The organism is Peribacillus sp. NPDC058002, from assembly GCF_042886655.1.
Lineage (GTDB): Bacteria > Bacillota > Bacilli > Bacillales > DSM-1321 > Peribacillus > Peribacillus aracenensis.
The window spans coordinates 1-11171 of record NZ_JBHVQU010000123.1; the positions used below are offsets into that span (position 1 = coordinate 1).

Annotated in this window: 12 protein-coding genes and 2 other annotated features; of the genes, 11 read left to right on the plus strand and 1 reads right to left on the minus strand. The window is 41.9% G+C overall.

Annotated features, from left to right (window positions below; genetic code table 11):
• The first annotated feature begins 423 nt into the window (after window positions 1–423).
• From ACFVSH_RS18050 to trpA, 9 genes are all read left to right on the plus strand, one after another.
• Window positions 424–1404 carry an NAD(P)H-dependent flavin oxidoreductase gene (locus ACFVSH_RS18050; protein ID WP_260284156.1) on the plus strand — a complete coding sequence of 327 codons (981 nt, stop codon included), beginning with the start codon at window positions 424–426 and terminating at the stop codon, window positions 1402–1404.
• Between the two features lie 57 nt (window positions 1405–1461).
• Window positions 1462–1737 carry a UPF0223 family protein gene (locus ACFVSH_RS18055; protein WP_260284157.1) on the plus strand — a complete coding sequence of 92 codons (276 nt, stop codon included), beginning with the start codon at window positions 1462–1464 and terminating at the stop codon, window positions 1735–1737.
• A 66-nt stretch (window positions 1738–1803) separates the two neighbouring features.
• Window positions 1804–2034, plus strand: a binding site (T-box leader).
• Between the two features lie 35 nt (window positions 2035–2069).
• Window positions 2070–2307 (plus strand) — a binding site (T-box leader).
• A 168-nt stretch (window positions 2308–2475) separates the two neighbouring features.
• Complete coding sequence (gene trpE, locus ACFVSH_RS18060; RefSeq protein WP_387599644.1) at window positions 2476–3870, plus strand: anthranilate synthase component I; 1395 nt, start codon at window positions 2476–2478, stop codon at window positions 3868–3870.
• Complete coding sequence (locus tag ACFVSH_RS18065; protein WP_387599647.1) at window positions 3867–4472, plus strand: anthranilate synthase component II; 606 nt, start codon at window positions 3867–3869, stop codon at window positions 4470–4472. The genes trpE and ACFVSH_RS18065 overlap by 4 nt, the downstream gene beginning before the upstream one ends.
• A 26-nt stretch (window positions 4473–4498) precedes the next feature.
• Window positions 4499–5521 (plus strand): anthranilate phosphoribosyltransferase, encoded by a 1023-nt coding sequence (gene trpD, locus ACFVSH_RS18070; protein WP_387599650.1) that lies wholly within the window; start codon window positions 4499–4501, stop codon window positions 5519–5521.
• Window positions 5521–6297, plus strand: a complete 777-nt coding sequence (gene trpC / locus ACFVSH_RS18075) for an indole-3-glycerol phosphate synthase TrpC (protein WP_387599653.1) — start codon at window positions 5521–5523, stop codon at window positions 6295–6297. Before trpD ends, trpC begins: the two co-directional genes overlap by 1 nt.
• Window positions 6298–6307: 10 nt before the next feature.
• Entirely contained in the window at window positions 6308–6922 is a 615-nt protein-coding gene (locus ACFVSH_RS18080; protein ID WP_387599656.1) for a phosphoribosylanthranilate isomerase, read from the plus strand.
• A gap of 4 nt (window positions 6923–6926) precedes the next feature.
• Window positions 6927–8132, plus strand: a complete 1206-nt coding sequence (gene trpB, locus ACFVSH_RS18085; protein ID WP_260284163.1) for a tryptophan synthase subunit beta — start codon at window positions 6927–6929, stop codon at window positions 8130–8132.
• Entirely contained in the window at window positions 8125–8904 is a 780-nt protein-coding gene (gene trpA / locus ACFVSH_RS18090; protein ID WP_260284164.1) for a tryptophan synthase subunit alpha, read from the plus strand. Before trpB ends, trpA begins: the two co-directional genes overlap by 8 nt.
• Before the next feature lie 89 nt (window positions 8905–8993).
• Here trpA and ACFVSH_RS18095 read toward each other — a convergent pair whose 3' ends face one another.
• A complete protein-coding gene (locus ACFVSH_RS18095) occupies window positions 8994–9614 on the minus strand; it encodes a YktB family protein (protein WP_387599660.1) in 621 nt (206 codons plus the stop codon).
• Between the two features lie 194 nt (window positions 9615–9808).
• Between ACFVSH_RS18095 and ACFVSH_RS18100 the strand changes: the two genes are divergently transcribed.
• Window positions 9809–10006 (plus strand): hypothetical protein, encoded by a 198-nt coding sequence (locus tag ACFVSH_RS18100; RefSeq protein WP_034314018.1) that lies wholly within the window; start codon window positions 9809–9811, stop codon window positions 10004–10006.
• 409 nt (window positions 10007–10415) lie between these two features.
• Window positions 10416–11171 (plus strand): inositol monophosphatase family protein (locus tag ACFVSH_RS18105; protein WP_387707164.1); only part of this gene is annotated, 756 nt, incomplete at its 3' end.

The following is an 11171-nucleotide window of genomic DNA, read 5'->3' on the forward strand; positions in this document are numbered from 1 at the left end:
GTATAAGGGTGTTTCATTCTGTGACAATTCTTTGTGGCCCCTTTTCAATAAAATAGGTACATAATCTTTGGGAGTATATACTCCCTTTCTATTAATGATCGTATGTTTCTCCGATTCCATCGTATGGTTAGTAAGCATGTGGATAGACATAAAACATATGAATTATAGCACGTCTTATAATAAATGCCTAGAGTGACTTTAATGTCCTGACTTAAACCATTTATATATGTCTTTGTTGTTAAGGGGCCCAATAAAATTATCAGCAGATTATAAATGTCCATTTTCCTAGTATTTACTGGATTTACTCAAGAATTCTTCTTTTATTAATATTGTAGGTGAGTTTAAAAATTGAACCGTTAAACAATATTTGCCATAATGAAGCTAATGGTTTTAGAGTTCAGCTAAATAAACAAACCACATAAAATGAAAAGGGAGCTGAGGAGTTTGAAGTGGAAAACGCGTGTGACCGATTTGTTAGGCATTCAATACCCAATCGTACAAGGGGGATTGGCCCATTTAGCATATGCAGACCTGGCGGCGGCAGTTTCGAATGCAGGAGGGCTGGGGCAGGTAACGGCCATGTCCTTGGACAACCCGGAGCAACTGACAGATGAAATTAGAAAAACCAAATCATTGACGGATAAACCGTTTGGTGTGAACTTTGCAATCGGACAGCATGGAAGACCTTATGAAAACATGCTGGAAGCAGCCTTGAAAGAGGATATCGCAGCTGTTTCCGTAACCGGCGGCAACCCTGCACCATTTCTTGATTACGTCAAAGGCACCCAGGTGAAAAAACTCGTGCTTGTTGCTGCAAAAAGGCAGGCAATGAAAGCTGAGCAGCTTGGGGCAGATGCGGTGATGGTAGTTGGTCAAGAGGGAGGAGGACATTTAGGCCGTGATGATATTGGAACTTCCGTGTTAATTCCTCAAGTTGTGGACTCCGTTAATATTCCAGTCATCGCCTCGGGTGGTTTTGGCGATGGACGCGGTTTGATGGCAGCATTGGCACTTGGTGCCGAAGGAATCGAGATGGGAACACGATTCATAGCGGTCAAGGAATGTGTTCATGCACATGAATTATATAAAAATGCCTTGGTTTCCGGCACAGAAAATGATACCGTTGTCATCAAGCGTTCCATTGGTGCACCAGCAAGGGTAATTGCAAACAGCTGGACCGATAAGATTCTTGAAATAGAAAAAGAAAATGGCGGATATGAACAATTGAAGGATTACATAAGCGGAAAAGCGAATCAGCGTTATATCCATGACGGTGTCGAAGGTGAAGGCTTTGCTTGGGCCGGACAAGTGATGGGGCTGATTCATGATGTACCATCGACTGCTGAACTATTCAGTCGGATTATCGACCAAGCGGAAGCAATTCGTTCAAAATGGGCAGACTGATGATGCATGGACTGCCGGACAGCATGAAAAACTATCTAGAAGGAGCGTGTTTAGGGTATGGATTATCAATATCCAATGGATCTTGATTGGTCTACTGAAGAAATCGTAGATGTGATCAGATTCTTTGAAGCTGTAGAAAAGGCTTATGAAAATAAAATACAAAAGGAAGAATTTATGAAGGCTTACCGAAGATTCAAGGAAATAGTCCCCGGTAAGGCGGATGAAAAAAAGTATACGGATGAGTTTGAGTCAGTCAGCACTTATTCAGCCTATCTTGTTATTAAGAAGGCAAAAGGAATCGATGACGGGGAATGGATAAAAATGAAAAATTAAAAATATTTTTAGAAAACTCCATTGACTTACTGAAAAGATTGTTTTAACATAATAAGCAAGAAAATGATAAAGGCAGTGACGAAGAAGAGTACCTTAATGATGTTCTGCAGAGAGCCAGTGGTTGCTGAAAACTGGTGAACGAATTTAAGCGAATGGACTTCCGAGCCCCAAACCGAAACGGATGAACGGAGTAGGCTTTGGCGATTATCTCATCGTTAATGGAGATAGGCATGTTAATGCCGTAAAGTGAGCTAATTTAGCTAATTAAGGTGGTACCACGGGTTCCTCGTCCTTTGGATGAGGGCCCTTTTTGCGTTTTTATGGAAATGATAATTAAATCTATGAATGAGAGTAGTAATCTTTTTAGATGCGTAACAGAGAGCCGGGATAGGTGGAAACCGGTACGATATAAGAAGATGAATGGACTTATGAGTGGTTTCTTGAAATAAGTAGGGAAACTCGGCCGCCACCGTTAAAGGGTAATCGCAAGAATTTTTCATTTCTTGCTTGAGAGGGAAAAATGATGAGTTTTTCCAACTTGAGGTGGCACCGCGGTTTACCGTCCTCTGCAGACACATAATTGTGTTTGCGGGGGATTTTTTTATTGGAATTTCAATATATATACCTTTTTAGAAAAAATCAAAAACCAGAGGATATGAAAACTCCGGCTCTTGGCCGAAAGGGTTTTCCCTTCCAGGGGTTTATAAGAGCGCATAAGAATCGGGAGGGAATTGAAGGATGAATAATTTGGATGAAAAAAAAATACTCCGTTTCAAAATGGACACAATTGAAGGGGATATCCACACACCCATTGCCATATTTCAGAAATTAGATGGTGACCAGAAGTTTTTATTGGAAAGCTCGAATTCGCATCATGACAACGGCCGCTACTCTTATCTAGGTTCAAAACCTTATCTCGAGGTGACATCACTTGCTGGCCAAGTAAATGTGAAAGATACTGAAACCGGTGATCAAATTGTAAAGAACATGGATATCATCGAGTTTCTAAAAAACGAATTATTAGTGGAGATAGAAGAGGCTCCCATACATCTTCCGCCATTTAACGGTGGTGCAATCGGATATATGGGCTATGATATCATTCGTCTGTATGAAAATATAGGTCCGGTGCCTCCTGATTCTCTGCAAATGCCTGATGCTCATTTTCTCTTTTATAAAGAACTGTATATATTCGATCATGTTCTGCAAAAAATCCATCTTTTGACTGCGGAAGAAGATAGCGGAAAAAGTTTATTGGGGATGAAGGAAAAAATCAATCAGGCAAGCAAACCGTCAAAGGAAATATCGTCGGAATATTTGGAATTCAAATCGAATTTCAGTCAGGATGAATTCGAGAAAATGGTCCTTGAAGTTAAATCAGCGATAATAGCTGGTGAAGTGTTCCAAGTTGTTTTATCACAAAGGTTCAAAGCGGACTTCGATGGGGAGCCTTTCGATGCCTACCGTCGTTTGCGTTTAGCCAACCCCTCTCCTTATATGTTTTATATAGAATTTGGTGATTATACAATTATTGGGTCGTCTCCTGAAAGTTTGATCAGCGTTTCATCAGGAATGGTTCATGTTAATCCCATTGCCGGTACAAGGCCGAGAGGGAAAACGGATGAAGAAGATAAAGGCTTCGAAAAAAGCCTGCTGATGGATGAAAAGGAACTTGCCGAGCATAAGATGCTTGTTGATTTGGGCAGGAATGATCTTGGCAGGGTTTGCGAAATCGGTTCAATCCACCTTACCGAGGAAATGGAAATTCAAAGATATCAGCATGTCATGCATATTGCTTCGAAGGTTAGCGGAAAGCTTAGGGAAGGTTTCACGAGTTTAGATGCGCTGACGGTCTGCCTCCCTGCCGGAACAGTCTCCGGAGCTCCAAAAATCAGGGCAATGGAGCTGATCAATGAACTGGAAAATTGTAAACGGGGGATGTATTCGGGCTCGATAGGGTTCATTGGTTTTGGAGGGGATCTTGATATGGCTTTAGCGATTCGGACGATGATCATTAAAGATGGCAAGGCCTATGTACAGGCAGGGGCAGGAATTGTATATGATTCAGACCCAAAAACGGAATTTGAAGAAACACAAAATAAAGCACGCGCTTTAATGGAGGTTCACACAAAATGATTTTATTAATTGATAACTATGACTCGTTCACTTATAACCTTTATCAATATTTAGGAGAAGTGGAGAAAGAAATCATAGTAAAAAGGAATGACGAAATCACCCTTGCGGAAATTGAGGAACTGAATCCAATGGCAATTGTCATTTCCCCGGGACCCGGCAGGCCCGAAGATGCTGGTATCAGTATGGAAATCATCCGAAATTTTTATGAGAAGGTTCCGCTATTGGGCATTTGTTTGGGGCATCAGGCCATTGGGGCAGTTTTTGGTGCGAATGTGGTTGGAGCGAAACAAATCATGCATGGGAAAACATCGGTTATCGAACATGATGGAACAGGTGTATTTGCCAAACAGGACTTACAATTCCCGGTAATGCGTTACCATTCCCTTGTAGTTGAAAGGGCGAGTTTGCCAGATGAACTGACTGTGACGGCAGTAGCGATGGATGATGGGGAGATCATGGCCCTGAAACATCAAGAATTCCCGCTTTACGGTTTACAGTTCCACCCTGAATCAATAGGGACGAAAATCGGCAAGGAATTATTACATCAATTTTATGAGATTGCGGGAACCTTCCAATCTGAAAAGGAACAATCCATCCTATAAAACAAAAACGACTGGGGGAGTTAGCGGTGAAGGAGTATTTAGCGAAGTTAGCAGAGCGTCAAACATTGACGGAAGAAGAGATGAGCAGAGCAGCCCAAGCGTTATTTTCCAAAGATATCACCGAAAGCGAGATGGCAGCTTTCATCATTGCCCTAAAATCCAAAGGGGAAACGGCAGGTGAAATAGCAAGCCTTGTCAGAGTCATGAGAAGAGAAGCAAGAAGTGTACGAACAAGCTCTCTTAATGTGATGGATAATTGCGGAACGGGAGGAGATGGGTCACAAAGCTTCAATATAAGTACAGCATCAGCCTTCGTACTTGCCGGGGCCGGTGTCAAGGTTGCCAAACATGGAAACCGCAGCATTTCAAGCAAAACGGGCAGTGCCGATGTATTGGAAGAATTAGGTGTTAATTTGTACTTGGGGCCTGACATGTTAAAAGAACTGTTGGAGGAAAATGGAATCACATTCTTATTTGCCCCATCGGTCCACCCTAATATTGCACGGATAATGAAAGTGAGAAAAGAACTGAAAATCCCGACGATATTTAATCTAATCGGTCCTCTGACAAATCCAGTGCAACTCGACACGCAATTAATGGGAATCAATCGACGTGATATGCTCGAGCTTTTTGCGGAAGTCCTACATAAATTAGGCAGGAAACGCGCGGTCGTGATTAATGGCGCCGGGTTTATGGATGAAGCGAGCCTACAGGGTGAAAATTCACTCGTGCTTTTGGAGCAAGGGGATATCATTCCCTTTACGCTGCACCCTGAAGAAGTGGATCTCCCGGTTTACGGAAATGATGCCATTCGCGGCGGTGACGCCAAACAAAATGCAGATATCATGCTTAGGCTTCTCAAAGGGGAAAAAGGGGCCTATCGTGATACCGTTTTATTGAATGCTGGATTGGGATTATACGCACATGGTACGGCAGCAACAATCAAAAAAGGGATCTCCATGGCTAAAGAAAGCCTTGATAGCGGATCGGCACTTGCGAAGTTAGAAAATCTGATTGCTTATGGCAATAGAAATAAGGTGGTCATGTAATGGAAAATATCTTAACGAAAATCATCGAACAGAAAAAGGCGGAAGTCGCAAAATTAAAAGAAAGGGGCTTAGAAGATTCGGTAATGATCAACATAGTCAGACCATCTTTGGTGGAGAATTTGAAAACGGCGAAATCAATGGCGGTTATCGCGGAAATAAAACGGGCTTCCCCTTCAAAAGGGGATATTAAAATCAATGTAAATCCGATCGAGCAGGCCCTTTCATATGAAAGCGGCGGAGCGGCAGCGATATCCGTATTGACGGATGAGGTTTTCTTTAAAGGATCGATTGCAGATTTGAGAATCGTAAGCGAGGCCATACAGATTCCCAGATTGTGCAAGGATTTCATCATCGATGAAGTCCAAATCGATCGCGCCCATCAAGCTGGTGCCACTATCATTCTATTGATTGTCGCAGCACTTTCTAAAGAGCGCCTTCATGAATTATATCAATATGCAAAAAGAAAAGGGCTTGAAGTATTGACGGAAGTCCATGATGAAGCCGAACTGGAACGGGCTTTAGAGCTGAATGCAGAGTTAATAGGGATTAACAATCGGAATTTAAAGACTTTCAAAGTGGATTTGGCTGTAACGGAACGATTGGCGAAGTTACTTGATCCAAAACGCCATATCATTATCAGTGAAAGTGGAATCAAAACAAAAGAAGACGTGATGCGTGTGAAGGAAGCTGGTGCAAAAGCGATTTTAGTCGGGGAGACACTGATGACTACGTCAAATCTTCCGCACACGATGGCCGAACTGCAAATGAGTATATAAGGAGATTAATATGTTAGTGAAAATCTGTGGGATAAAGACATTGGCAGACGCTCAGACTGCTGTTGAATCTGGGGCAGACTTCATTGGTTTCATTTTTGCCGAGAGTAGCAGGAAGGTTGAGCCAGAGATAGTAGGAGAAATCGTGGCGAATCTAGCTGGACAGGTTAAAAAAGTCGGAGTGTTTGCCAATCAAACTGAACAAGAAGTGATAAAAAGTGCTGAAATCGCAGGGTTGGATTATATTCAGCTTCATGGTAACGAGTCTGCCAGCTTTGCCCGCAGGATGCCTCTACCGGTGATAAAGGCCTTTGCCGTCAATTCAGAGAAAGACCTTGAAAACCTTCATGAATACCCAGCGGATTATCTATTAGTAGATCTTCCTAAGATTTCATCTGCAAAGGGATTGACTTTGGATTGGGATATGATCCGAAAAGCGGATCTGCCACCCGGGAAGGTAATTCTAGCGGGTGGGCTGACTCCGGAAAATGTCAGAAAAGCGATTAATGCCGTTTCACCATTCGCAGTTGACGTAGCCAGCGGCGTTGAAACAAACGGATTAAAAGATGCCGTAAAAATAAAGGCATTTATTAATGAGGCAAAATATACAGCCGGAAAAGAGGAATGAATAGATGAACACTTATACACAGCCTGATAAAACTGGACATTTTGGAGCATATGGAGGCCGTTTCGTTCCGGAAACTTTAATGGCGGCGATTACGGAGCTTGAAGAAGTATATGAACAATCTAAAAATGATCCTGAATTCCAAAGGCAGCTAAATTATTACCTGAAACAATATATCGGTCGGGAAACACCACTTTATTTTGCGGAGAACTTGACAAGGCTTGCTGGAGGTGCAGATATTTATCTGAAGCGAGAAGACTTGAATCATACCGGAGCCCACAAAATAAACAATACGATCGGTCAGGCTTTGCTGACTCAGAAAATGGGCAAGAAAAAGGTTATTGCCGAAACGGGTGCAGGACAGCATGGAGTTGCAACGGCGACTGTGTGTGCTTTGCTGAAGCTGGAATGCATCATCTTTATGGGAGAAGAAGATATCAGGAGACAGAAATTGAATGTATTCAGGATGGAGCTTTTGGGAGCCAAGGTCATATCTGTATCACAAGGAAGCGGGACACTGAAGGATGCAGTGAATGAGGCGTTACGATATTGGGTGGCGAATGTGGATGACACCCACTATATAATGGGATCGGTTCTTGGTCCGCATCCATTCCCCGTTATTGTACGTGATTTTCAAAGCGTGATAGGAAATGAAACAAAGCGTCAATATTCGGAGGCGGTTCATTCCCTACCGGATGCAGTAGTCGCTTGCATAGGCGGAGGAAGTAATGCAATGGGAATGTTTTATCCCTTCATTGAGGATGAAACGGTAAAATTATACGGAGTGGAAGCGGCAGGGCATGGACTTGAAACACCATTACACGCTTCAAGTTTGACTAAGGGGAAACCTGGGGTGCTCCACGGGGCATTCATGTATGTACTGCAGAACGAGGACGGTCAGATCCAGGAGGCACATTCAATTTCAGCAGGGCTGGATTATCCAGGGGTAGGGCCTGAACATAGTTACTTAAAAGATACAAATCGGGTTGAATATACTTCAGTAACCGATGATGAAGCCTTGGAAGCTTTAGCGATGCTTTCCAGGGAGGAAGGGATCATTCCCGCTTTAGAAAGTTCACATGCCATTTCCTACGGTTTAAAGCTTGCTAAAGAAATGGAAAAAGGAACAGGACTCGTAATTTGCCTGTCCGGCCGTGGTGATAAGGATGTTGAAACGGTCCAATCATTGATGGGGGGTAGTGAACATGAATAAATTAACAAATGCGCTTGAAGAATGTCAAACAAAGAAGGAAAAAGCATTCATCCCTTATATAATGGCAGGGGATGGAGGTCTTGAACGGTTAAAGAGCCAGCTTCTTTTCCTTGAAAACAGCGGTGCGACTGCCGTCGAACTAGGTATACCATTCTCTGACCCTGTCGCTGACGGACCGATTATCCAACAAGCCGGCATCAGATCTTTGGAAAATGGAACAACTTTAAAAGATGTCCTGAAAAAAGTAATGGAAATCAAAAATGAAGTGACCATCCCAATTATTTTAATGGGATATACGAATTCAATCCTGGCATATGGACTTAAAGAGTTTACGAATGACTGTCTCCGTGCAGGGATTTCCGGGTGCATCATCCCCGATTTACCGATTGAAGAAGAAGCCATCTTTTCATCAATCAAAACGGCAGGGATCGTTCTTATCCGACTTGTGACCCTCACGTCTTCGAAAGAACGTATCACTGAGATTACTGCAGGGGCGGAGGGATTCATCTATGCAGTTACAGTCAAAGGCATTACGGGTGCCCGTGACGCCTTTGGGGAAGAACTTGGAGGCTATTTGAAGAAGGTAAAAGAGATAAGTCCCGTTCCCGTTCTTGCTGGGTTCGGCATATCGACGCCAGATCATGTCCGTGATGCAGCACAATACTGCGATGGTGTCATTGTCGGCAGCAAGATCATCGAATGCTTGGAAACAGGCAAGGAAGATCAAATTGGTGATTTGATACAAGCAAGCAAAGGAGTAGCGCAGAAATAAGGAAAGGAGAGCCGTCAAGGCTCTCCTTTTTTCTTACCCAGTTTATTTGAAGGCATCCGATATCCAATCCGAATACGAAGCAACTGTGTTTAATTTAATTGATATAAGGGTAAAAGATGTTCAAACGCATCTTGAATGGTTTGAATGAATTCATCATCTTTTAACTTAATAGCGTCATCACGTGAAATTTTTATACCGCAAAGGATTTCGGCTTTTTTTACAGTTTGCAAACGAGTGAACATTGAATTCAAATCATCTACTCCAAGACCACCATGAGTGATGACATCAGGTTTTGTATGGTCCATTGACCAAACATAATGGGAGGGAATGCTTTTCACCAATTGGCCTGCCTGTTGCTCCAGCCGCTTTCCGATTTCAGTTTTATTAGGGGCTTCATAAATCACGGCATACCAGATGAACATATGCGTTTCCCATAACCCGATTTGGAAATGCGGCATCATTTTATAACCTCTGCTATTGGCAGCGAAAGCAACCCAAGTATCTTTAGGAGGATTCACTGACCGTCTGGCATGCTTTGCAACATGAGGGTGCATTTCATCGCCGGTCATAACTGACAGTTTTTGAGAAAAGTGCTCTCCAAGTGCATGTAGTTTGGGCTGGATCCGTTCTTTTAAAGCATCCATGCGCGGTTCCAAACCATCAATTTTAAAAACATCAAAATCATTTGCTGTAAAACTTGCTACATTCATTTTCATCTCTCCTACCGTAATATCTGCACATATTGTAGCATAAGTAAAAGTAAAATTTAAAAAATACGATTTGGATTGGCAATGTAAATTTCCTTATAGGTTATAACACAAATTAGTTGCTATTTGAGGTAGGAAGTCATATGATAAGATAAATTCAGAAAATTACGTTAATTGTTGAAGGGAGAATGTTAATTATGAAACAAGTCATGAACCAAGCATTAAAAGCTAAAGAAGTTGAAAGACATAGAGCTGCAGTGTTAAGGATGGAAATGGACTATGAATTAGCAACCCTTTTTGAAGCTATTGGTGAAGAGAATGACCAAAAGAGGTCACAATGCAAGCAAAGGCTAGAACGCATCCGCTTGGAATTGTTGAAATTGAAAGCCTTGTAAATAATTGGCTGCAGAGATCTTGAAGGAGAATGAATAAAGGAAATGAATCAATTTCAATACAAGGAATTTTATTATAGATGAACGGACACTTTATTTATTAAAAATAATGTGTCCGTTTTTCATTAAATGTCCAATATATAATAAGATAGTATTTTATTTTGTCCGGGTCCCTTTAATAAGGAAGGGAAACGTTAATTCAAATTGGTTTGAAAAGTATTTGTGCTCGCTAGCTCATAATTGCAAAACCGATTATTGGATGGGTGGTTACAAGGAGCCTTCTTTCCTTATATATTTAAAAAAATGGAAAATTTAAGATGTTAAAAACTTGAAGGCAAGCTATATTTGCTTTAATCTTTAGAAGAGGATCATTTTAATGTAGTTTCTGATCACAAAGGACGGGGATATTATAATGGCATCTGTCAAGGAAATGGATACATATGCGAAGTTATGGATGAAAGAAGCGGGTACTAGGCTAAGGGCGTCCTTTGAAACCAAGTTGAATATTGAAATGAAAACGAATCCGAATGATTTGGTTACTAATATGGATAAGGGGATAGAAAAGTTTTTTTGTGAAAAAATCAACGAAGTGTTCCCTGAACACCGCATATTCGGGGAAGAGGGAATGGGTAATGATATTAAAGACTTAAAAGGTACTGTGTGGATCATCGATCCAATTGATGGAACGTTGAATTTCATTCATCAACAGAGGAATTTTGCAATTTCCCTTGGGGTTTATGTGGATGGCATCGGAAAGATCGGCATGGTTTATGATGTCTTTAGCGATGAATTATATCATGCGATTAAGGGGCAAGGAGCATTTCTGAATGATCAAAGGCTGAAATCACTAGAAGAGGCATCAGTAAGCAAAGCGATAATTTCCATAAATGCAAGCTGGGTAACGGAAAACCGAAGGATCGATCCGAATCTTTTGGCACCGCTAGTTCGGGATGCACGAGGGACACGTTCTTATGGCTCCGCAGCATTGGAGCTTGCTTTCGTCGCAGCTGGAAGGATAGATGCATACATAACCATGAGACTCATGCCCTGGGACTTTGCCGGAGGAGTTTTACTGGTTGAGGAAGTGGGCGGGGAAGTTTGTAATATTAAAGGTGACAAATTGGATTTTATAAAAGGTGACTCACTTTTCGTATCTAATCCAGGGCTC

What these genes read in the sequence shown, in the direction of transcription:
- ACFVSH_RS18055 (WP_260284157.1), top strand. Translation starts at nt 1,462, where the DNA reads ATGGATTATCAATATCCAATGGATCTTGATTGGTCTACTGAAGAAATC.
- ACFVSH_RS18065 (WP_387599647.1), top strand. Translation starts at nt 3,867, where the DNA reads ATGATTTTATTAATTGATAACTATGACTCGTTCACTTATAACCTTTAT.
- ACFVSH_RS18100 (WP_034314018.1), top strand. Translation starts at nt 9,809, where the DNA reads ATGAAACAAGTCATGAACCAAGCATTAAAAGCTAAAGAAGTTGAAAGA.
- ACFVSH_RS18080 (WP_387599656.1), top strand. Translation starts at nt 6,308, where the DNA reads ATGTTAGTGAAAATCTGTGGGATAAAGACATTGGCAGACGCTCAGACT.
- trpE (WP_387599644.1), top strand. Translation starts at nt 2,476, where the DNA reads ATGAATAATTTGGATGAAAAAAAAATACTCCGTTTCAAAATGGACACA.
- trpA (WP_260284164.1), top strand. Translation starts at nt 8,125, where the DNA reads ATGAATAAATTAACAAATGCGCTTGAAGAATGTCAAACAAAGAAGGAA.
- trpC (WP_387599653.1), top strand. Translation starts at nt 5,521, where the DNA reads ATGGAAAATATCTTAACGAAAATCATCGAACAGAAAAAGGCGGAAGTC.
- ACFVSH_RS18050 (WP_260284156.1), top strand. Translation starts at nt 424, where the DNA reads ATGAAAAGGGAGCTGAGGAGTTTGAAGTGGAAAACGCGTGTGACCGAT.
- trpB (WP_260284163.1), top strand. Translation starts at nt 6,927, where the DNA reads ATGAACACTTATACACAGCCTGATAAAACTGGACATTTTGGAGCATAT.
- ACFVSH_RS18095 (WP_387599660.1), bottom strand. Translation starts at nt 9,614, where the DNA reads ATGAATGTAGCAAGTTTTACAGCAAATGATTTTGATGTTTTTAAAATT.